The organism is Streptomyces sp. NBC_00459 (assembly GCF_036013955.1).
GTDB lineage: Bacteria > Actinomycetota > Actinomycetes > Streptomycetales > Streptomycetaceae > Streptomyces.
Map to the genome: position 1 here is coordinate 8,529,993 of NZ_CP107903.1, position 24,450 is coordinate 8,554,442.

General features: G+C 71.9%; 7 protein-coding genes. 3 read left to right on the forward strand and 4 right to left on the reverse strand.

Translation table 11 applies throughout. From position 1 onward, the window contains the following. Window positions 1–14: 14 nt before the first annotated feature. Window positions 15–962, forward strand: coding sequence for a methionyl-tRNA formyltransferase (locus OHN74_RS37580; RefSeq protein WP_327699025.1), 948 nt, complete (start codon window positions 15–17; stop codon window positions 960–962). A gap of 73 nt (window positions 963–1,035) precedes the next feature. Then, window positions 1,036–1,581, forward strand: coding sequence for a GNAT family N-acetyltransferase (locus OHN74_RS37585; protein WP_327699026.1), 546 nt, complete (start codon window positions 1,036–1,038; stop codon window positions 1,579–1,581). 122 nt (window positions 1,582–1,703) lie between these two features. On the opposite strand, the gene OHN74_RS37590 is transcribed toward OHN74_RS37585, so the two are convergent. From OHN74_RS37590 to OHN74_RS37605, 4 genes are all read right to left on the reverse strand, one after another. Continuing rightward, complete coding sequence (locus tag OHN74_RS37590) at window positions 1,704–2,441, reverse strand: hypothetical protein (protein ID WP_327699027.1); 738 nt, start codon at window positions 2,439–2,441, stop codon at window positions 1,704–1,706. Continuing rightward, complete coding sequence (locus OHN74_RS37595) at window positions 2,438–3,292, reverse strand: ABC transporter ATP-binding protein (RefSeq protein ID WP_327700406.1); 855 nt, start codon at window positions 3,290–3,292, stop codon at window positions 2,438–2,440. The genes OHN74_RS37590 and OHN74_RS37595 overlap by 4 nt, the downstream gene beginning before the upstream one ends. Before the next feature lie 76 nt (window positions 3,293–3,368). Continuing rightward, window positions 3,369–4,469 carry a FecCD family ABC transporter permease gene (locus OHN74_RS37600; RefSeq protein WP_327699028.1) on the reverse strand — a complete coding sequence of 367 codons (1,101 nt, stop codon included), beginning with the start codon at window positions 4,467–4,469 and terminating at the stop codon, window positions 3,369–3,371. Between the two features lie 2 nt (window positions 4,470–4,471). Then, window positions 4,472–5,497, reverse strand: a complete 1,026-nt coding sequence (locus OHN74_RS37605; RefSeq protein WP_327699029.1) for a FecCD family ABC transporter permease — start codon at window positions 5,495–5,497, stop codon at window positions 4,472–4,474. A 166-nt stretch (window positions 5,498–5,663) separates the two neighbouring features. On the opposite strand from OHN74_RS37605, the gene OHN74_RS37610 reads away from it, so the two are divergent. Further along, on the forward strand, window positions 5,664–24,398 hold the full coding sequence (locus OHN74_RS37610; RefSeq protein ID WP_327699030.1) for a non-ribosomal peptide synthetase: 18,735 nt from the start codon (window positions 5,664–5,666) through the stop codon (window positions 24,396–24,398). The last annotated feature ends 52 nt before the right edge of the window (window positions 24,399–24,450 follow it).

Sequence of the window (24,450 nt, forward strand, 5' to 3'; positions counted from 1 at the left end):
CGGAAGGATCGAATATGCGGGTCGTCATGTTCGGCTATCAGACCTGGGGGCACCGCACGCTCCAGGCCCTGCTGGACTCCGATCATGAGGTGGTCATGGCGGTCACCCATCCCAAGAGCGACCACGTGTACGAGAAGATCTGGGACGACTCGGTGGCCGACCTCGCCGAGAAGCACGGCATCCCGGTGCTGCTGCGCAACCGCCCCGACGATCCCGAACTCCTGGGCAGGCTAAGGGAGTTGGCGCCGGATCTGATCGTCGCCAACAACTGGCGCACGGTCCTGCCCCCCGAGATATTCGACCTCCCGGCGCACGGCACGCTCAACATCCACGACTCGCTGCTGCCGGCGTACGCGGGCTTCTCCCCGCTGATCTGGGCGCTCATCAACGGTGAACGGGAGGTCGGTGTCACCGCCCACCGGATGAACGCAGAGCTCGATGCCGGTGACGTGCTGTTGCAGCGGGCGGTCCCGGTGGGCGCGCGCGACACGGTGACGGACCTCTTCAACCGCACTGTGGACTTGATCACACCGGTCGTCCACGAGTCCCTCGGGCTCATCGCCTCCGGGCGCGCGGAGTGGATCCCCCAGGACCGCAGCCGGGCGAGCTTCTTCCACAAGCGTTCCCTGGAGGACAGCCGTATCGACTGGACCTGGCCGGCGGAGTCTCTGGAACGGCTGATCCGCGCCCAGTCGGACCCGTACCCCAACGCGTTCACCCATCACAAGGGGCAGCGGATACGCATCGTCGAGGCCGCCGTCTCCGAGGGCTGCTACGGCGGCACACCGGGCCGGATCTTCATCCGTGAGGGCGACGGGATCGTCGTGGTCGCGGGTACGGAGGCCCGGAACGGGCGGCTGCGGGGGCTGTTGGTGAAGCGGGTACGGACGGAGGACGGGGCCGAGATCGCGGCCACGGAGTATTTCCGGACGATGGGTGGCTATCTGACCGCCCGGCCCTGACGGAGGGTGACCTGAGGCGCGGGCGGGCGGATTCCCGGTCGACGCGGATGCGTGATCACGTCAGGATGGCGCCATGCCAGACCTGCGAACCGAACGTCTCGTCCTGCGCTCCTGGCGCCCGTCCGACCTCGTCCCCTGGGCGGCCATGAACGCGGACCCGGAGGTCCGCGAGCACCTCGGAGACGTCCTCACCCGTGAGCAGAGCGAGGCCTCCGCCGCCCACTTCCAGTCCGGCCTCGACGAACGGGGCTGGGGCTGGTGGGCGGTGGAGGTCACGGGCACCGGTGAGTTCATCGGCTTCGCGGGGCTGGACCCGGTGGAGGAGGACATGGCGTTCGACGGGGTCGAGGCGGGGTGGCGGCTGGCCCGGTCCGCATGGGGGCACGGCTACGCAACCGAGGCCGCCCGTGCGGTGGTTGCCCACGCCTTCGACGAGAAGGGCCTCGGCCTCGAAGAGGTCCTGGCGATCACGACGGCCACCAACCTCCGCTCCCAGGCGGTGATGCGCCGCCTCGGCATGACCCACGACCCGGCCAAGGACTTCGACGACCCGACCGTCCCGGAGGGGCCGCTGCGCCGGAACGTGGTGTGGGGGCTTCGGGCCGGCGCCCGGGTCTGACCCGGACCCACAGGGTGCTGTACGGCGGCGCCCCGCTCTCTCGGCGACTCGTCGCTCCGCCGAAGCCGGTGCGTCGTCCGCGCGTCCGTTGTGGCTGGTCGCGCGGTTCCCCGCGCCCTCGCTCAGACGTGCCGCATCCAGACGTTGGGCTCCTGGTACACGCCCTCGTCGGCGGCACGGTCCACGCGCAACAGCCCCAGGCCGTCCGGGACGACGTACTCACCGGATTCGGGCAGGGCGAGGCCGGTCCACTTCTCCCACTGGGCGACCGTGCCGGTCATCGTCTGGGAGACCGGGGCCGCGGCCAGGATCTCGGCGCCCAGGCGTTCATGCGTGCGGATCCATGGGTCGAGGGCCGTCCCGTCCGGGCGGCGCCAGCGCATGAAGGTCTCGATCGGTGTCAGGGGATATCGCGCCTTGGTGGTCGGGCGGACCGGTGCGACGACCCGGGTCAGCCCGGACTCCAGGGCGGCCCGGCGAAGTGCTGTCAGCGTCTCGCCCGCCAGTCCGCGGCCCGTGAGAGAGGGAGTGACGACCGCCCCGCAGATCACCAGCGTGTCCGGTGCCACACCCTGTTCCCGCCCCTCGACCGCCCGCACCAGGGAGTCCGTGTACCCGGTCGGCAGCCCTTCGACCGACCCGTCCCAGTGGACCGGCACGCCCCAGCCCGCCGCCACCGGCACCTCACGCTCGTCCACCAGCGTGAGGTCCCAGGCGGGGAACCACTCCCGGACCCGGCCTATGTACTCCGACACCAGCCGGTCGGCCGTGATGAACTCCGGGAAGCTCTCGCTGAAGAGCTCCTTCATCCGCTCGACCGGCCAGGTGCGGGCATCGGTTCGCTCGGTTCTCAAGGTCATGCGCCGGTCCTCGTCCGTACGTCCTGGTGGTGGCGGCCCACCGGGATCACCATGGGGGTGTCGCTGACCGGGTCCAGAGTGATGCGGCACGTCAGGTCGAACACGTCCGCCACCGTCTCCTCCGTGATGACCTCCGCCGGCGGGCCCTCCGCCACGATCCGGCCGGACTTCATGGCGACGACGTGATCGGCGTACCGGCAGGCCTGGTTGAGGTCGTGCAGAACCATGACGACAGTGCGGTTCTCGCGGCGGTTGAGGTCTGTGATCAGGTCCAGTACGTCGATCTGGTGGGCCAGGTCGAGATACGTCGTCGGCTCGTCCAGGAGGAGTACGGGGGTGCCCTGGGCGACCGCCATCGCGATCCACGCCCGCTGCCGCTGACCGCCGGACAGCTCGTCCACCGGGCGGTCCGCGAGGTCGGTCATGTCGGTCGCGGCGAGAGCCTCGTGCACGGCATGTTCGTCAGCCTTCGACCACTGCCGCCACCACGTCTGGTGCGGCGACCGGCCCCGGTTGACGAGGTCGATGACCGTCAACCCCTCGGGCGCGACCGGGCTTTGGGGCAGGATGCCCAGGCGCTGCGCCAACTCCCTCGTGGGAATGGACTGAAGGGCCCGGCCGTCCAGGTGGACGGCACCCTCGCGAGGCGCGAGCAGCCGGGCCAGGGCGCGCAACAGCGTCGACTTTCCACAGGCGTTGGCGCCGACGATGGCCGTGATCCGGCCGGGCGGAACCACCAGGTCGAGGCCGTCCACGACCACCCGGTTGTCGTACGACAGCCGCAGCCCCGTCGCCCTCAGGTCCGGGTCGGCGGCCGGTTCGGCGGTGGTGGGCAGGGGGTCGACCGGCATGGCGTCCTCGGTGGTCGTGGTGGCCTTGGCCGTCGACAGGGCGTCAGCCGGGATCGTGGGGTCCGTCGACATGGGATCAGCCTCCTGAACCCGCGCGGTTGGCGCGGACGAGCAGCCAGAGCAGGACGGGCGCGCCGAGCACGCCGGTGACGATTCCGACCGGCAGTTCCGTGCCGGAGATGACCGTACGGGCGATCAGGTCGCTGCCCAGGACCATCAGTGCCCCGGTCAGTCCCGAGGCGAGCGTGGGCGGCCAGGCGGTGCGCGCGAGGCGCAGGGCGATCTGCGGGGCGGCCAGCGCCACGAAGGCGACCGGTCCGGCGGCGGCGGTCGCGAAGGCGATCAGCCCGACGCCGGCGAGCAGGACGGCGAGGCGCACCGGCTGTACGCGGGTGCCGAGGCCGGTCGCCACGTCGTCGCCCAACTGGAGCGTGCGCAGCAGCCGGCCGAGCAGCAGTGCCGTCGGCAGCAGGACGGCCAGGGCGATCGCGAGCGGCCCGACATCCGACCACGTACGGCCGTTGAGGTTGCCGACCAGCCAGCCCAGCGCGGCCTGCGCCTGGAACCGGGCGCCGCGGGCGACCAGGTAGTCGGTGGCGCTCGTACAGATCCAGGCGACGCCGATGCCGACCAGGATGATCCGGTAGCCGGTGGTGCCGCGCCGCCAGGCCAGCGCGTACACGACGAGGGCCGTGGTCAGCGCGCCGAGCAGGCCGAGCGCCTGGGTGCCGAGGCCGCCGTCCCAGCCCAGGACGATGCCGGCGACCACGAAGGTGCCCGCTCCCTGGGTGAGGCCGATCATGTCGGGGCTGGCCAGCGGATTGCGGGTCATGGTCTGGAACAGCCCGCCGGACATCCCGAACGCGATCCCGGCCAGCAGCCCCACCAGGGAGCGCGGCAGCCGCAGTTCCTGGACGACGAGCACGGTGCCGGGGTCGCCGGAGCCGGCCAGCGCGCGGACGACGTCGGTGAAGGCGATCGGGTAGTCGCCGATCGTCAGGCTCCAGCAGAAGAGGAGGAACGTGCCCACGGCGAGCAGCGCGGTGACCGCGACCAGGCGGGGCCGGAGGATGCCGGAGACCGGGGGGAGGGCCAGGCGGTAGGTGCGCTGCAGGCGGAGGGAAGGGGCAGTGGGCGTCAACACGGCGGCGGTACCGGCGGACTCGGGATTCGTCATGCTCACACCTCCGCCAGTTTCCGGCGCCGCACCAGGGCGATGAAGAACGGCCCGCCGATGAAGGCGACGACCACCCCGGCCTGGACCTCGATGGGCCGGGCCACCAGGCGCCCGATGATGTCCGCGGCGAGCAGCAGACTCGGTGCGAGTACGGCGGACAGCGGCAGCAGCCAGCGCTGGTCGGGGCCGATCCCCGCCATCTGGGCCAGTACGCGGGCGACATGGGGCACGACGAGCCCGATGAAGACGACCGGGCCGATGACCGCGACCGCGGCCCCGGTCAGCAGGGTGACCGCGGTGACGCCCTGGAGCCGCACCAGGCCCAGCCGCCGGCCGAGCGAGGCCGCCACGTCGTCGCCCAGGGCCATGCTGTTGAGGGCCGGCGCACTGGCGAAGGCCAGCAGTGCGCCAACGGCCAGGAAGGGCAGGATCCGCAGGACGGTCTCGCCGTCCTGGTCGGCCATCGAACCGGCCGACCAGAAGCGGTAGCGGTCGAGCGCGTCGGCGTCGGTCAGCGCGATCGCGCTGGTCAGGGAGGACAGCAGGGAGGTCACGGCGATGCCGGCGAGCGCGAGTTTGACCGGTGTGAGGCCGGAGCGCCCGAGTCGGCCCAGCAGGTACACGAGGATGCTGGCGGCCATCGCACCCGCGAACGCGAACCACACGTATCCGTAGAACGAGCCGATTCCGAGCACTCCGACGGCCACCACGATCGCGAACGAGGCACCGGCGCTCACTCCGAGAATTCCGGGGTCCGCCAGCGGATTGCGCGTCAACGCCTGCATGAGCGCGCCCGACAGCCCGAGCGCCGCCCCGGCTGCCAGCCCGAGTGCCGTACGGGGTACCCGCGCCGACCAGATGACGTTGTCCACGAACCGGCTGGGCGCGTCACCGAACAGCGCCCGCACCACCTGATCGGGCGGAATGCTGGCCGCGCCGAGGGCGAGTGACAGAAGACACAGTCCGACCAGGACGGCGCCGAGAACTGCCACGAGAAGGAGGGGGCGAACCCTTCTGCCCCCCGTCATCGTGCGGTCTCCAACGGATAACTCCCTTAGGTTAGGCAGGCCTTAATAGTAGGGGTGGGAAGGGGTCCGCCGAGAGTGGGGTCTTTTGGTTAGGTAATGCTTACCTTAGTATGGCCTGCGGTCCTCCGGCTGAGCCGGTCCGTACACCCTGGAGGCACGGTCGCCTGTGTCCGGTTTCGAAGTACGTGTGCCCGGTGTCGACGACGCGGAAGGCGCACTGTCGGCCTTCTGGCGGCGGCGCCTCGAACCGCTCCCGCAGGAGACCGCTCTCCCGACCGACTTCCCGTACCCATCGCACCCCACCGGTGAACGGCACACCCTTCGCCGCCCGTTGGCGACGACGGCCGACGAACCCACACTCCTGGCCGTGTACGCCGCCCTCCTGCACCGCTACAGCGCCGGCCAGGACATCACCTTCGGGTACGACGGTATGCCGATGCGGATCACCGTGGACGGCGGCGCGTCCTTCATGGACCTCGTGCGGCAGGTGACCGAGGCGCGCGAGGAGGCCCGGGCCCACCGGGTGGAACACGCCACGCTGGTCGGCTGGTTGCGCCCGCAGCCCACCCGGGGCGGCGGCCTGCTGTTCAACACGGCGTTCGGCCCGCCCCGTGACGACGACCGCCTCGACCTCGCCCTCGACGTCCGGGCCGGTGACCTGTACGTGGTCTACCGCCAGGACCTCTTCGGGACCGCGACCGCCGAGCGTGTCGCCGACCACTACACGACCCTGCTCGCCGACGCCCTCGCCCACCCGCACACCCCCGTGGGCGAGTTGGAGCTGCCGGCCGCCGGGGAGCGCCACCGCGTCCTGCGCGAGTGGAACGACACCGACCACGACATCCCGCTGCGCACCTGGCCCGAGATGTTCGCCGACCAGGTACGGCAGCGCCCGGACGACATCGCGCTGGTCTTCGAGGACACCTCCCTCACCTACGCCGAACTGGACGAGCGCGCGGGCCGGTTGGCGTCCGCCCTGATCGCCCGGGGCGCCGGGCCCGAGCGCGTGGTCGCCCTCGCGGTGCCCCGGTCGGCGGAGCTGATCGTCGCCGAGGTCGCCGTACTGAAGTCCGGCGCCGCCTACCTGCCGGTCGACACCGACTACCCGGCCGACCGCATCTCCTACATGCTCGCCGACGCCGGCCCCGTCTGCCTGGTCACCACCGCCGAGGTCGCCCCGGACATCCCGGCGAACGACGGCATGACCGTCGTCGTCCTCGACTCGCCCGACGTCGTGCGGGAGATGGCGGAGCGCCGGCCCGCAGTCGCCGATCCGAGCGCCCTGACCATCACCAACGCGGCCTACGTCATCTACACCTCCGGCTCCACCGGCCGCCCCAAGGGCGTCGTCCTCACGCACGCGGGTGTCGCCAAGCTGGTCGCCACCCAGACCGAGCGGTTCGGGATCGGCCCGCACAGCCGGGTGCTCCAGTTCGCCTCACCCAGCTTCGACGTGGCGTTCTGGGACCTGTGCCTCGGCCTGCTGTCCGGCGGCCGGCTCGTCGTCGTACCGTCCGAGCGCCGGGTGCCCGGCCGGGCACTGGCCGACTACGCCCACGCGCACGGCATCACGTTCATGATCCTGCCGCCCGCGCTGCTCGCCGCGATGCCCGAGGACGTCGAACTCCCGCCCGCCACCCTGCTCGCGGGTACCGAACGCGTCTCGCCCGAACTGGTCGGACGGTACGCGCGCGGCAGGATGATGTTCAACGCGTACGGCCCGACCGAGGCCACCACCAACTCCACCCTCGGGCTGTGCGACCCGGACATCCCGGCCGGCTCCGTCGTCCCCATCGGCATCCCGGACCCCGGCACCCGTGCCTACGTCCTGGACGCCCGCCTGAAGCCTGTCCCGGCCGGTGTCCCGGGCGAGCTGTACCTCGGCGGCGCCGGACTGGCCCGCGGCTACCTCGGGCGGCCCGACCTGACCGCCGAACGGTTCGTCGCCGACCCGTTCGGTGAACCCGGCGAACGCCTCTACCGCACCGGCGACCTGGTTCGCTGGCAGGCCGACGGCCGTCTGGTGTTCCTGGGCCGCGCCGACTCCCAGGTGAAGATCCGCGGCTTCCGTATCGAGCCGGGCGAGATCGAGTCCGTACTGCGCGGCCATCCGGCCGTCGACCAGGCAGCGGTCGTCGTGCGCGAGGACCGGCCCGGCGACCGACGCCTCGCCGCGTACGTCGTGCCCGCCCTGGACGGAGAGAACGTCGGCCACGACACCACCGACCAGGTGCAGGAGTGGAAGGACCTCCACGAACTGCTCTACTCCGCCGCCGGATCGGAAGGCGGAACCGACGGCGGGGCGGGTCTCCGTGAGAACTTCGCGGGCTGGAACAGCATGTACGACGGGCTGCCCATCCCCGTCGAGGAGATGCGCGAGTGGCGGGCGGCGACCGTCTCCCGTATCGAGGAACTCGCGCCCGTCCGGGTGCTGGAGATCGGCGTCGGCAGCGGCCTGATCCTCTCCCGCATCGCGCCCGACTGCGCGGAGTACTGGGGCACCGACCTCTCCGAGGAGGCCGTACGCGCCCTGCGAACCCAGGTCGACGCGATACCCGAACTAGCCGACAGGGTACGGCTGTCCGCCCGACCCGCCCACGACACCACGGGGTTGCCGCAGGGCCACTTCGACACCGTCGTCATCAACTCCGTCGCCCAGTACTTCCCGAGCGCCGACTATCTGACCGACGTCGTCCGGGCGGTCGGTGCGCTCCTCGCCCCCGGTGGCCGGCTGTTCATCGGCGACGTGCGCAACGCCCGGCTGCTGCGCTGCCTGCGCGCCGCCGTCGAGAGCCGCCGCACCCGTGACACACAGGACAAGCAGGCCCTGCGGGCCGCCGTCGAGCGGTCGGTCGCCTGGGAGGGCGAACTCCTCCTGGACCCCGACTACTTCGCGGCCCTCGACGGCTTCGACGCCGAGATCCACGTCAAGCGCGGCGCCCACCACAACGAACTCACGCGATACCGGTACGACGTGGTGCTCAGCAAGCAGACGAACGGCCACGAGCCTGCCGCCGGTGCGGAGATCGCCTGGAGCGGGCCGGAGGCACTCGAAGCCCGCCTGGCCGAGGCGCCCCCGCTGCTCCGGGTCACCGGTGTGCCCAACGCCCGCCTGGCCGAGGACCTGGCCGCGCTGTCCGCCCTGGACGACAGCAGCCGTACGGCGGACGCCCCGGACCCCGAGGTCTTCCACGCGCTCGGCGCCCGGTACGGCCACCGGACCGCCGTCACCTGGAACGGCACCGCCGACGACGGCAGCCTCGACGTCGTCTTCGCCCTCGGCGACACGCCCCTCACCGACCTCTACCGCTCGTCCGGCACCGCCCCGCACGCCAATCGCCCGGCACCCTTCCGGGACGTCAACGCCCTGATGCGGGCGCTGCGTTCGTACGCGGCCGACCAACTGCCCGAGTACATGGTCCCCGCGGCCGTCGTCCCCCTCGACCGCCTCCCGGTCACCCCCAGCGGCAAACTCGACTCCGCCGCGCTGCCGACCCCCGACTACGGCGCCCTCAGCGCCGGCCGTCCGCCCCGCGACGCGCGCGAGGAACTGCTGTGCGCGGCCTACGCCGATGTCCTCGGCCTGCGCTCGGCCACCATCGACGACGACTTCTTCGCCCTCGGCGGCGACAGCATCACCGCCATCCAGCTCCTCGTCCACGCCCGTCGCGCCGGCCTGCGTCTGAGCTCCCGGGACGTATTCAGGCACCGTACGGTCGCGGCGCTCGCGGCGGCAGCAGGTGACGTGGTTCGGGAGGACGCGCAGCCCGACGCCCCGCTGGTCGTGCTCACCGAGGCCGAACTCGCCGAGATCCAGGGCGCGTTCCCGGTGACCATCGAGGAGTTGCTGCCGCTGAGCCCCCTCCAGGAGGGCTTCTGCTTCCACTCCCTCGTCGACGGCGCGGACCTGGACGCGTATGTCGTCCAGCAGGCTCTCGAACTGACCGGACCGGTCGACGGCGAAGCCCTGCGCCGGGCCGCCCAGCGCGTCCTGGACCGGCACGCCCCGCTGCGCGCCTGCTTCCGCCGCCGCCCGGACGGGCAGCCCGTGCAGATCATCGCGGCGGGTCTCGAACTGCCCTGGCGGGAGGTCGACCTGACCGTCCACGACGGGCCCGCCCGGACACCGCTGGCCGACGCGGTCGCCGCCGCCGAACGCGCCCGCCGCTTCGACCTCGCCGCCCCGCCCCTCGTGCGCTGCGCGCTGATCCGCCTCGACGAGCACCGCAGCCGACTGCTCCTGACGTTCCATCACATCGTCGCCGACGGCTGGTCGTTGCCCGTCCTGCACCGTGAACTGATGGCCTCCTACGGGGACACCCCGGCCGCACTGCCACAGCCCGCGTCGTACAGCGCACACCTGCGCCACCTCGTCGGCGCCGACCGCGAGGCCGCGCGCACAGCCTGGCGTACGGCTCTCGCCGGGGTCGAGGAACCGACCTGGCTCGTCGAGACATCGGCCGACGGTATGCCCGTCGAGCCCGCGCAGATCCGCCTCGAACTGTCCGAGCAGGTGACCGCCCGGCTGGCCGCGCGGGCGCGTGAACACGGAGTGACCCTGGGCACGGTCGTCCAGGGTGCCTGGGGACTGCTCATCGGGCGGCTCACGGCACGCCAGGACGTGGTGTTCGGCACGACGGTCTCGGGGCGGGACGCCGAGGTCGAGGGCATCGAGTCCATGATCGGCCTGTTCATCAACACCCTTCCGACACGCTTCCGTTGGGAACCCTCCGACACGCTGGGCGACCTCCTCGGCCGACTCCAGGACGAGCAGGCGCAGTTGCTGGACCACCAGCACCTCGGCCTCGCCGAACTCCAGCGCGTCGCGGGTCTCGCGGGGGCGGGTGAACTCTTCGACACCCTCGTCGTGTTCGAGAACTACCCGGCGGCGACCGACCTCGCCGACCCGTCCGGCACCCTCCGGCTGACCGGCCACGAGTTCCACGACGCCGTCCACTATCCGCTCGCCCTGATCGTCAAGCCGGGCCGACGTCTCGACCTGCGGCTCAAGCACCACGCCCAGCGACTCGACGCCGAGGCCGTACGCCGGATCGCGGACCGGCTCTCCCGCATCCTGCACGCCATGGCAGCCGACCCGGGCCAGTCCGTAGCCGACGTGGACCTGCTGTCGGCCGAGGAACTCCTCGTCGCCCATCCGACCGGCGAACACCGGGACATCCCCGGCACGACCCTCGCGGCGGCCTTCGAGGCACAGGTGGCCCGCAGCCCGCAGGCCTCGGCGGTCGTGTACGAGGGCGAGACGCTCACCTACTCCGAACTCGACGCCAGAGCCGGTGAGTTGGCAGGCCGTCTGACCGCCTGCGGCGCGGGCCCCGGCAGCGTCGTCGCCGTCGCCGTACCGCGCTCCGCCGAGCTGATGGTCGCGCTGCTCGGCGTACTGAAGTCGGGCGCCGCCTACCTCCCGGTCGACGTCGACTATCCCGCCGACCGGGTGGCACACATGCTCGCCGACTCCGGTGCCGCCACGGTGGTCACCACCTCGACGACCGCCCCTCGACTCCCGTCGGGGCACGCCCTTGTGCTGCTCGACACCCCGTCCGAGGAGGGCCCCGAACCGCTTCCCGCCCAGCCCGCCCACCCCGACGACCCGGCCTACCTGATCTACACCTCCGGTTCCACCGGCCGTCCCAAGGGCGTCGTCGTCACCCACCGGGCCATCCTCAACCGGCTGGCGTGGATGCAGGGTGAGTACGGACTGACCGCCGGAGACCGGGTGTTGCAGAAGACCCCGGCCAGCTTCGACGTCAGTGTCTGGGAGTTCTTCTGGGCGCTGTGCGAGGGCGCAGCCGTGGTCCTCGCCCGACCGGACGGGCACCGCGACCCCGCCTACCTCGCCGGGCTGATCCGCGAACAGGGCATCACCACGATGCACTTCGTGCCGTCGATGCTGGAGGCCTTCCTCCAGTCCGAGGAGATCACCGCCGACCCGGCCTGGGCCGCGTCCCTGCGCGACGTCTTCAGCAGCGGCGAGGCACTGCCCGGCGCCGCCGCCGCCCGCTGGCGGGAGCTGACCGGAGTACCGCTGCACAACCTGTACGGCCCTACAGAGGCCGCCGTCGACGTGACGTACCACCCGTACGACGGCACGCCCGGCACCACCGTGCCCATCGGCCGCCCGGTGTGGAACACGGGTCTGCGTGTGCTCGACTCCTGCCTGCGTCCGGCGCCCGAAGGGGTCCCCGGCGAGCTGTATCTGACGGGTGTTCAGCTGGCGCGCGGCTATCACGCCCGGCCGGAGCTGACCGCCGAGCGGTTCGTCGCCGACCCGTACGGGGAGCCCGGCGCGCGCATGTACCGCACCGGTGACCTCGTGCGCCGCCGCGCCGACGGTGTCATCGAGTACCTCGGACGCACCGACCGGCAGGTGAAGATCCGGGGCAACCGGATCGAACTCGGCGAGATCGAGGCCGCGTTGAGCCGTCGGCCGGAGGTCGCCCAGGCCGCCGTCACCGTGAACGGCGGCCAGCTGGTCGCGTACGTCGTGGCGGCTCGGGACGCAGATGTCCCGTCGCCCGCCGAACTCCAGGCCGCGCTCGGCGAGGACCTGCCCGCCGCCGTCATCCCGGCCGCCTATGTCGTCCTCGACGCCCTGCCGCTCACGCCCAGCGGCAAGCTCGACCGGGCCGCGCTGCCCGCCCCACAGGCGGTACGGGCCGAGTCGCGTGCCCCGCGCAACGAGCGGGAACACGCCCTCACCGGGATCTTCGCCGCTGTCCTGAAGCTCGAAGAGGTCGGCATCGACGACGACTTCTTCATGCTCGGCGGCGACAGCATCACCTCCATCGGCGTCTCCAGCCGTGCCCGCCGGGCGGGCCTGGACCTCAACCCGCGTGACGTCTTCGAGCACCGCACCCCGGCAGCCCTCGCCGCAGCGGCGGCACCCGTCGCCGAAGTGGCCGCTCTGCGCTCCTCGTTCACCCTCACGGTGGAGGAGACCGAGCGCGTCCACCGGCTCAGCCCCGCCCCCGTCGAGGACATCTGGCCGCTGGCCCCCCTCCAGGAAGGCCTGTTCTTCCACTCGACGTACGACGACAGCGCCCTGGACGTCTACACCGTCCACGAGTCCTTCGACCTCGCCGAACCACTCGACACCGACCGACTCCGCACTGCCGTACGGGTGTTGCTCGCCCGCAACCCCGGCCTGCGCGCCGGATTCACCAGCGAGGGACTGCGCCAGCCGGTGCAGTTCATCGTGCGCGACCCCGAGATCCCGCTCGAAGAGGTCGACCTGTCCGGGCTGCCGGATGCCGAACAGGACGTACGGCTGAGGGAGTTGACGGACGCCGAGCGATCCCGCCGCTTCGACCTCACCCGCCCGCTGCTGTTCCGTATACTCCTCGTCCGCCTCGGCGCGGACCGGGGCGACCGGCTGGTCGTCGGACGCCATCTCCTCCTCTGGGACGGCTGGTCCGCCTGGATCTTCCTCGACCAGCTCTTCGCCCTGTACGAGAACGGCGGCGACGCGAGCGCCCTCCCCGCCCCCGGCAACTACCGTGACTACCTGACCTGGTTGGAGGTCCAGGACACTGACGTCGCCACCGGCGCCTGGCGCCGTGCCCTCGCCGGACTCGACGAACCCACCCTGCTGGCCGCCGCCGACCAGGGCCTGGAACCGGACATCCCGGAAAGCCTCGACGTCCTCGTCCCGGACGAGGTGGGCGAGCGTCTGCGCGCCATCGGGCGGCTCCACGGTCTGACCCTCAACACCGTGCTCAACGCGGCCTGGGGGCTCACCCTGGCGAGCGCGACCGGCCGCACGGACGTCGTCTTCGGCACGACCGTCGCCGGCCGGCCGAGCGAGGTGCCGGACATCGAGAACGTCATCGGCATGTTCCTCAACACCGTCCCGGCGCGCATCGCCTACGACCCGGCCGAACCGGTGCTGGGGCTGCTGCGCCGCGTCCAGGACGAGCGGCTCGCCGTCATGCCGTACGAGTACCTGGGTCTGGGCGTGCTCCAGGCCGAGACCGGGCACCGGCGGCTGTTCGACACACTGTTCGTGCTGCGCAACAACGACACGGAGGAGCGGCTCGCAGAGCTGAGCGACCGGCACGGCGCCACGGCCGTCGCCAACGTCGACGCGACCCACTACCCGGTCAACCTCGTCGTCACCCCGGGCCGCTCGATCCGGGTCACCCTGACCCACCGCGCCGACGTCGTCGCCCACCCCCAGGCACAGGACCTGCTCGACCGCTTCACCCTCCTCCTGGACCGGCTCACCCGCGACCTCGACGCCCCGGTGGGCGGCCTCGACCCGCTGCTCCCCGCCGAACACGCCGAGTTGGCGCACGAGCGGGCCGCCGGACGCGTCCCCGACCCCACGGAGACCATCGCCGACCTGCTGGCCGCCCAGGCCGCCGCCACCCCCGACGCCACAGCCGTCGTCTTCGGTGACCGCACCCTGACCTACGCCGAACTCGACGGCCGTATCAACCAGATGGCGCGGCTGCTGATCGCGCGGGGTGCCGCCCCCGAGCGGGTCGTCGCCCTCGGGCTGCCGCGCTCCCTCGACATGGTCGTCGCCCTGTTCGCCGTACTGCGCACGGGCGCCGCCTATCTGCCGCTGGAGCTGGACTACCCGGACGACCGGCTCGCCGCGATGCTCGACGACGCCCGGCCGACGATGCTGCTGTCCACGGCCGCCGTGTCGGCGCGCCTGGTGGGCGAGACACCCCGCGTACTGCTCGACGACCCGGAGATCGCCGCCGAACTCGCCGCACTGCCGGGCGATTTGGTGTCCGTCGCCTTCAGCCTGGAACACCCGGCGTACGTCATCTACACCTCCGGTTCCACCGGTCGCCCCAAGGGCGTCGTCACGCCGTACCGGGGTCTGACCAACATGCAGCTCAACCACCAGAAGGAGATCTTCGAACCGGCGATCGCGTCGGCGGGCGGACGGCGGCTGCGCATCGCGCACACCGTGTCCTTCGCCTTCGACATGTCGTGGGAGGAACTCCTGTGGCTGGTCGAGGGGCATGAAGTCCACATCTGCGACGAGGAGTTGCGTCGCGACGCCGAGGCCCTGGTCGCCTACTGCGAACGCCATCGCGTCGATGTCGTCAACGTGACCCCGACCTACGCCCATCTCCTCATCGAGGAAGGCCTGTTGGAGGGCCACCGCCCGCCGCTGGTGCTGCTCGGCGGCGAGGCAGTGTCGGAGACGGTGTGGAACCGGCTCCGCGACACCGAGGGCACCTACGGCTACAACCTCTACGGGCCGACCGAGTACACCATCAACACCCTGGGCGGCGGCACCCTCGACAGCGCCACTCCCACTGTCGGCCGTCCGATCCGTGGCACCCGCGCCCATATTCTGGACGCCTGGCTGCGTCCGGTGCCTGAAGGTGTGCCGGGTGAGCTGTACATCGCCGGTATCGGTCTGGCCCGCGGCTATCTGAACCGGCCCGCCCTCAGCGCCGAGCGGTTCGTCGCCGACCCGTTCGGTGAACCGGGCGAGCGCATGTACCGCACCGGTGACCTGGTCCGCCGTAACCCCGACGGCAACCTCGACTTCCTCGGCCGCACCGACGACCAGGTCAAGATCCGCGGCTACCGCGTCGAGCTGGGCGAGATCGAGACCGCCCTCGCGCAGCACGACCGGGTCGCCCACGCCGCCGTGATCGTCCGCGACGAGCGCCTCGTCGGGTACGTCGTTCCCGCCCAACTCACGGGCGACGACCGGGCCTTCGCCGAACGCGACCAGGTCGGCGAGTGGCAGGAGATCTACTCCGACGAGTACGAGGAGATCAGCACCGCAGTCTTCACCGAGGAGTACGCGGGCTGGGACTCCTCCTACGACGGACAGCCCATCCCCTTCGACCACATGCGGGAGTGGCGCGAGGCCACCGTGGAGCGCATCCGCTCACTGAAGCCCCGCAGGATCCTGGAGATCGGCGTCGGCTCGGGTCTGCTGCTGTCCAGGCTCGCCCCGGACGCGGAGGCCTACTGGGCCACCGACTTCGCCGCCCCCGTCATCCGCAAGATCGGCCAGGAGCTGCTCCAGGACCCGGAGTTGGCGTCCAGGATCACACTCCGCGCCCAGCCCGCTGACGACCTCACCGGCCTGCCCGGCGACGGCTACTTCGACACGATCGTCATCAACTCCGTCATCCAGTACTTCCCCAGCATCGACTACCTGACCTCGGTGATCCGGGGCGCGATGGAACTGCTGGCCCCCGGTGGCGCGCTGTTCGTCGGCGATGTGCGCAACCTGCGGCTCGCCCGCGCCTTCCAGACCGAGATCCAGGAGGCGAAGGGCGTCAGCGGCGACGCGCTGGGCCGGGCCGTCGAACGCGGGCTGCGCCTGGAGAAGGAACTCCTCGTCGACCCCGACTACTTCACCACCCTCGGCTACGGGGTCGACCTGCGCACCAAGCAGGCCCGCCACCACAACGAACTCACCCGCTACCGCTACGACGCCGTGCTGTACGCCGACGAACCGGACCTGCGGTTGACGGATGTCCCGACCGTCCCCTTCGGCGACCGGCAACTCGGCGTCGACAGCGGTGACTTGGCGGACCTGCTGGCCGTGGTCCCGGTACGCCTCACCGGCATCCCCGACGCCCGACTCGGCGCCGCCGGGGGAGTCGACCCGGAGACCCTGCGCGACCTCGCCGCCGGACTCGGGCACCGTGTCCTGACCACCTGGTCCGGCCGACCCGGCACGTACGACGCCGTGTTCGTCACCGGCGAGGTGCCTTCGCTGACCGGCGGGCTGTACCTCCCCGGCGGCGGAGCGGCCCCATACGCCAACTCGCCGACGGCGGCCCGTGACGCCAACAGCCTGATCCGGCAGCTACGCGACGACCTCAAGCAGCGGCTGCCCGACTACATGGTCCCGGCCGCGTTCGTCACCCTCGACCGGCTGCCCATGAACGACAACGGCAAGCTGGACGTCCGCGCCCTGCCCGACGCCGAACCGGCCGTCGCCCTCGGCACCGGCCGGGGGCCGCGCACCCCGCAGGAAGAGGTGCTCTGCCGGCTCTTCGCCGAGGTGCTCGGCCTGCCCGAGGTCGGCGCCGAGGACGGTTTCTTCGACCTGGGCGGCCACTCCCTGCTCGCGACCCGCTTGATCAGCCGGGCCCGCACCGAGCTGGGCGCCGAACTGGCCATCCGTGACCTGTTCGAGGCGCCCACGCCCGAGCAGCTCGCGGCCCGCGCGGACACCTCACGCCCGGCCCGACCGGCCGTCGTCCCCGCCACAAGGCCCGAGCGCATCCCGCTCTCGGCCGCCCAGCGCCGACTGTGGCTGGTCGAACGGATCACCGGCAGCGGTGTCGCCTACAACTTCCCGCTGGTCTTCCGGCTCCGCGGCGACCTGGACCTCGACGCACTCCGGGCGGCCGTACGCGACGTGGCCGGACGCCATGAAGCACTGAGGACCGTGTTCCCCGAGCAGGACGGGGAGCCGTACCAGTTGATCGTCCCGGCGGCCGAGGCCGATCCCGAGTTCACCGTGACGGACTGTGGGGAGGGGGAGTTGGCGGACCGGATCGAGTCGGCCCAGCGTCGCCCCTTCGACCTCACCGCCGAACTCCCGGTGCGCTGCGAGGTGTTGCGGGTCGGACCGGCCGACCATGTGGTGGCCGTCGTCCTCCACCACATCACCACCGACGAGTGGTCCGACCGCCCGTTCCTGGCCGACCTCACCACCGCATTCCGGACCCGGCGCGCGGGACGGGCCCCCGAGTGGGCGCCGCTGCCGGTCCAGTACGCCGACTACACCCTCTGGCAGGACGAGCTCCTCGGCCGGGTCGGAGCGGACCAACTCGCCCACTGGACCGGGACTCTGCGTGACCTCCCCGAGGAACTGCACCTGCCCCTGGACCGGCCCCGCCCGGCCGAGCCCTCCGGACGCGGCGGCAAGGTCAGGCTGGAGCTGCCGGCCGACACCGGTCTCGCCCTGCGTGAGCTGTCCGGGACCACCGGTACCAGCATGTTCATGCTGTTCCAGGCCGCCACGGCCGCGCTGCTGCACCGCCTCGGCGCCGGTGACGACATCCCCCTCGGCGCCCCCATCGCGGGCCGCACGGACGACGCCCTCGACGACCTCGTCGGCTTCTTCGTCAACACGCTCGTGCTGCGGACGGACCTGTCCGACCCGGAGCTGACGTTCCGTCAACTGCTCGCCCGGGTAAGGGAATCGTCCCTGGCCGCGTTCGAGCATCAGGACCTGCCCTTCGACCGGGTCGTCGAGGCACTCAACCCGGCCCGGGTGCCCGGCCGCAACCCGCTCTTCCAGGTCATGCTGGGCTACCACTACCGTCCCGACGGCGACCCCGACGTGCTCGGAATGCCGACCGAGTGGTTCGACATGGACACCGGGATGGCCAAGTTCGACCTCCACTTCACCTTCGTGGACGAGTCGGACCGCCTGGCGCTCCTCCTGGAGTACGCGACCGACCTCTGCGACGAACCGACGGCCACCCGGACCGCGCGGCGGCTGGTCCGGCTGCTGGAACAGGTGGCGGGCCGACCTGATGTCCTGGTGCGGGACCTGGAGGTGTTGGCGGAGCCGGAGCGGCGGGCCGTTCTGGGCGACTGGAACGACACCGCACGCGAGGTGGCTTCCACCAGCCTGCCCGAGTTGTTCCGGGCCCAGGTGGCCCGTACGCCGGACGCGTTGGCCCTGGTGTTCGGCGAACAGCGGCTGACGTACACCGAGTTGGACGAGCACGTCGAGCGGACGGCCCGCGTGCTGGCCGGTATGGGCGTGGGCCCGGAGCGTACGGTCGCCGTCGCGCTTCCCCGGTCGGTGGAGCTGGTGGTCGCGCTGCTGGCGGTGCATCGGGCGGGCGGGGCGTATCTTCCGCTGGACGCCGACTATCCGGCGGAGCGACTGGCCTTCATGCTGGCGGACGCCCAGCCGGTGGTCGTGATCCGGGATGCCCTTCCGGAATCGGCGACGGAGGGTGAACTCCCCGATTCCTACGATCCGTCGAGTCCCGCGTACGTCATCTACACCTCAGGTTCGACCGGACGTCCCAAGGGCGTCGTCGTTCCGCACGAGGGCATCGTCAACCGTCTGCTGTGGATGCAGGGGGAGTACGGGCTGACCGCCGACGACCGCGTCCTGCAGAAGACGCCGTCGAGTTTCGACGTGTCGGTGTGGGAGTTCTTCTGGCCGCTGATCACCGGCGCCGCGCTGGTGGTGGCCAGGCCGGAGGGGCACAGGGACCCCGTCTACCTGGCCGGGCTGATCCAGGAGCAGAACATCACGACCGCGCACTTCGTGCCGTCGATGCTCCAGATGTTCCTGGAGGAACCCTCGGCGGCGGGCTGCCTCGGGCTGAGGCGGGTGATGTGCAGCGGGGAGGCGTTGTCCGACGAGCTGGCCCAGCGGTTCCGTTCCGTGCTGCCGGCCGAACTGCACAACCTGTACGGGCCGACGGAGGCGTCGGTCGACGTCACCGCGACCCAGGTCACCGAGGCGACCGAACGGGTGTCCATCGGCCGTCCGGTGTGGAACACGCGTGCGTACGTCCTGGATGCCGGTCTGCGACCGGTTCCGCCGGGTGTGGCGGGAGAGCTGTATCTGGCCGGTGCGCAGCTGGCGCGTGGCTATCTCGGCCGCCCGGGGCTGACGGCGGAGCGGTTCACAGCCGATCCCTTCGGTGAACTCGGTTCACGCATGTACCGCACGGGTGACCTGGCACGCTGGGCAACGGAGGGAACACTCGAATACCTGGGCCGGACCGACGACCAGGTCAAGATCCGTGGCTTCCGCGTCGAACTGGGCGAGATCGAGTCCGTCCTCGCCCGGCACGACACCGTCGCTCAGGTGAGCGTCGTCGCCCGCGACCAGCAGCTCGTCGCCTACGTCGTCCCCACCGGCTCCACCACCGTCGACAGCGCGGCACTCCGCCGGCACACGGTCGCCGTGCTCCCCGAGCACATGGTCCCCGCGGCCTTCGTCTCCCTCGACGCCCTGCCCCTCACCCCCAACGGCAAGCTCGACCGCAAGGCACTCCCCGCCCCCGACTTCACGGCGGCGACCGGGACGGGCGAGGGCCTGCCGCGCACCCCGCGCGAGGATATCCTCTGCGGCCTCTTCGCCGACGTCCTGGGCCTCGAACGCGTCGGCATCCACGACGACTTCTTCACCCTGGGCGGACACTCCCTCGTCGCGATGCGACTGGCCGCCCGCATCCGGGCCACGCTCGCCGCCGAGGTCTCCCTGCGTACGGTGTTCGAGGCGCCCACGGTCGCCCGGCTCGCCGAGCGCCTCCGGGAAGGCGGCGAGGAGACCGGCGTCGGCCTGCCCGCTCTCGCTCCGGCCGAGCGGCCGGAGCGGCTGCCGCTCTCCTTCGCCCAGCAGCGCCTGTGGGTGCTCTACCGGGTGGAGGGCCCCAGCCCCACGTACAACATCCCGCTCGCCTGGCGGCTCACCGGACGGCTCGACGCCGACGCGCTACGACTGGCCGTCGACGATCTGGTCGCCCGGCACGAACCGCTGCGCACCGTCTTCCCCGAGGAGGACGGCCGGGCCTACCAGCTGATCCTGGAGCCGGGACAGGCCCGCGTCGACGTGGCGACCGAGACCGTCCGGAGCGAGGAGGAACTCACCGCGCGGCTTGCCGAGGCCGCCTCGTACGGCTTCGAGCTGGACCGGGAAGCACCCCTGCGCGTACACCTCTTCCGCACCGCCGGGGACGAGCACGTACTGCTGCTCCTGCTCCACCACATCGCGGGCGACGAGTGGTCCGACGCACCGCTCACCCGAGACCTGGCCGCCGCCTACGAGGCGCGCGCGGCGGGCCGGGCGCCGCAGCGGGCTGCACTGCCGGTGCAGTACGCCGACTACAGCCTGTGGCAGCGGGCGATGCTCGGCGACGAGAAGGACCCGGAGAGCCTGGCCTTCCGCCAACTCGCCTTCTGGAAGCGGACCCTGGCCGGGCTCCCCGAGGAAATCGCACTGCCCGCCGACCGCCCGCGCCCGCTGGAGGCGAGCTACCGCGGTGGCATGGCGGACATCGCACTGGACGCGGAACTGACAGCCGGGCTAAGAGAGTTGGCCCGGTCGAGCAACGTCAGTATGTTCATGATCGTCCAGGCCGCGGTGGCGGCCCTCCTGACCCGGCTGGGCGCCGGTACGGACATCCCGCTCGGCAGCCCGATCGCCGGCCGCACCGAAGAGGTCCTGGAGGATCTGGTCGGGTTCTTCCTCAACACCCTGGTGCTGCGCACCGACACCTCCGGCGACCCCGCGTTCCGTGAACTGCTCGCCCGGGTGCGGGAGACCGACCTGGCGGCCTTCGACCACCAGGACGTGCCGTTCGAGCGCGTGGTGGACGCCCTCAACCCCGCCCGTTCGCTGTCCCGGCATCCGCTCTTCCAGGTCATGGTCGTGTACCTGGCCGCGGGGGTCGACGGAGCGGGCTTCGCGGAGCTGGAGTCGCGGCGGGAGGAACTCGGCGCCACCACCGCCAAGTTCGACCTCTCCTTCGACTTCGTGGAGCGCGCCGACGGAGCCGGTGTCGACGGTGTGCTGGAGTACAGCGCCGACCTCTTCGACCGGGCGACGGCGGACGCGATCGGCGAGCGGCTGGTCCGCCTCCTGCGGGCGGTGGCCGTCGCCCCCGACACCCCGATCGGCCGGATCGACATCCTCGACACCGCCGAACGGCACCGGATCCTCACCGAGTGGAACGCGCGACCGCTGCCCACCGAGCCGACCACCGTGCCGGCTCTCTTCGAGCGGCAGACCGCACTGTCCCCGGACGCTCCGGCAGTCGCCTCCGACGGCATCGAGCTGACGTACGCGCAGCTCAACGCCGAGGCCAACCGGCTCGCCCGGCTGCTGGTCGCGCGGGGCGCCGGCCCGGAGCGCCTCGTGGCGCTGGCCCTGCCCCGAACCGCCCGCACCCTGCTGGCCATCCTCGCCGTACAAAAGGCGGGCGCCGCCTATCTGCCCCTGGACCCGGACGCACCGGCCGACCACCTCCGCGACACGCTCTACGACTCCCGCCCGGTGCTGACGCTCACCACGACGGACATCGCGCGGCTGCTGCCCGCCGGCGGGCCGCCGATGCTGGAGCTGGACGCTCCGGCGACCGCCGGACTGCTCGCCGCGCAGGCCGCGACCGACCTCCTCGACGGAGACCGCCTCGCACCCCTCACCCCGCGCCACCCGGCGTACGTCATCTACACCTCAGGCTCCACCGGCCGCCCCAAGGGCGTGGTCGTCACCCACGAGACCGTCGGCAACCTCTTCCACAGCCACCGCGAGACGCTGTACGTACCGGCGAAGGCCGCCACCGGCCGCCGTCATCTACGGGCCGGACACGCCTGGGCGTTCTCCTTCGATGCCTCCTGGCAGCCGCAGCTGTGGCTGCTGGACGGGCACTGTGTGCACGTCGTGTCGGACGAGACCCGGCGGGACCCGGAGCTGCTCGCGGCAGCTGTCGTCGAGCACGGCTTCGACTTCCTGGAGGTCACTCCGTCGTTCTTCGCACAGATGGCCGAGACGGGCCTCGTCCGGGACGACGGGAGCTGCCCCCTCGCCGTCGTCGGCGTCGGCGGCGAGGCCGTCCCCGTGGCGCTGTGGGAGCGGCTCGGACGGCTGACCGGCACCGAGGCGTTCAACCTGTACGGACCCACCGAGTCCACCGTCGACGCCCTGGTGGCGCGGGTGCGGGACCACGACCGGCCGCTCGTCGGCCGTCCCGTGGCGGGCACCCGGGCCTACGTCCTCGACGACCGGCTGCAGCCCGTACCGCCCGGTGTGACCGGCGAGCTGTACCTGGCCGGCGGCGGCCTCGCCCGTGGTTATCTGGGCCGCCCCGCGCTGACCGCCGAGCGGTTCGTCGCCGATCCGTTCGGCGCGCCGGGCTCCCGGCTCTACCGGACCGGTGACCTGGCCCGTTGGACCGCCGACGGATACCTGGACTACCTCGGCCGGGCCGACGACCAGGTCAAGATCCGCGGGTTCCGTATCGAACCCGGCGAGATCGAGGCCGTGCTCACAGCCGAACCGGACGTCGCCCAGGCCGTGGTGACGGTACGTCAGGAAGGTGCTCGGAAGCTGCTGGTGGCGTACGTGGTCCCGGTCCCGGGTCAACTGCCCGACCCGGGGCGGCTGCGCGGCCAGGTCGGCCGGAGACTGCCGGACCACATGGTTCCGGCGGCGGTCGTCCTGCTGGACCGGCTGCCCGAACTCGCCAACGGCAAGCTGGACCGATCCGCCCTGCCCGCACCGGACTTCGCCGCCCTCTCCACGGGCCGGGCTCCCGGCTCCGCGATGGAGAAGGCCCTGTGCGGTGTCGTCACCGAGGTCCTCGGACTGGACGAGATCGGCGTCGACGACGACTTCTTCGCCCTCGGCGGCGACAGCATCATGGCGATGCAACTGGTCAGCAGGGCAAGGGCGGTGGGCGTACGGATCACTCCGCGACTCGTGCTGCGCCACCGTACGGTGGCCGGTCTCGCCGAAGTGGCGACCACCACCGGCTCCGCCGCCGCCCGCCCCGTGGACGACGGGACCGGCAGCGTGCCGCTCACGCCCGTCATGCACTGGCTGCGGGAACTGGGCGGCCCGTTCAAGAGCTACCACCAGTCGGCCCTCGTCCAGACGCCCGCAGCCCTGGACCGGCCGAAGCTCGCCGCCGTACTCCTGGCGCTCGCCGACCGCCACGCCATGCTGCGCAGCACCCTCGTCCGTACGGAGGCCGGTCACTGGACCCTTGAGGTGCCGGCGGCCGGGACGGTGGACACCGGGGCGTGGATCGAGCGGGTCGACGTCGCCGGACTGGACGCGGAGGAGCTCCGGACGGTCGTCGCGGACCGTGCCCACGCCGCCCGCGCGGCACTGGACCCGGACACGGGCGCCATGGTGCGGGCCGTGTGGTTCGACGCCGGCACGGAACCCGGCAGGCTCCTCCTGATGGGCCACCACCTCGTCACCGACGGCGTGTCCTGGCGGGTCCTGCTGCCCGACCTGGCCGCCGCCTGGTCCGAGGTCGAAGCCGGGCGCCCGGCGGAACTCGCTCCCGTCGACACCTCCTTCCGCACCTGGTCCCGCAAGCTCGAAGCGCTGGCCCAGGACCCGGCCCGGGAGGCTGAACTGCCGTTCTGGACCGGCGTACTCGAAGGAGCCGCGCCCCTCCCGCTCGACAGGCCGCTCGACCCGGTCCGCGACACGGCCGGCACGGTACGGAACCTGGAACTGCGGCTGCCCGCCGGGATCACCGGCCCGCTGCTGTCCGCCGTGCCGTCCGCGTTCGCCGCGAACGTCAACGACGTGCTGCTCACCGGTCTCGGCCTCGCCGTCGCCGACTGGCGGCGGCGCCACGGGGACGTCGAGGGCGGTCCGGCCCTGGTCGACCTCGAAAGCCACGGCCGTGACGAGGAGTTGGCGGGCGACGCCGATCTGTCCCGTACGGTCGGCTGGTTCACCAGCGTCTTCCCGGTCCTGCTCGATCCCGGTCCCGTCGACCTGGACGCGGCCCTGGCCGGCGGACCGGAGATCGGGGAGGCGCTCGCCCGGGTGCGGGCCCACCTCGGCTCGCTGCCCGCGAACGGCGCCGGCTACGGCATGCTCCGCCACCTCAACCCTCGTACGGCCCCGGTCCTGGCGGCCTTCGCGGCACCGGCGATCGAGTTCAACTACCTCGGCCGCTTCGGCATCCCCGAGGCCACGGACTGGTCGTACGCTCCGGAGGAGGACGTCTCGGACATCGGCGCCGAGCCGGGGATGCGGGAGGGCCACGCCCTCGGCATCAACGTCGTCACCGAGGACCGCGCCGACGGCCCGGTCCTGGCCGCCCACTGGTCCTGGCCCGTCGCCGTCCTGTCCGAGGAGGCGGTCCGGGACCTCGCGGAGACCTGGTTCCGGGCACTGAGGGCCCTGGTCGCCCGCGCCGGGACCCCTGATGAACACTGACCAGCACCGACCCGACCCCACTCATCCACCCCGACCGAGGAGGACCACCCGC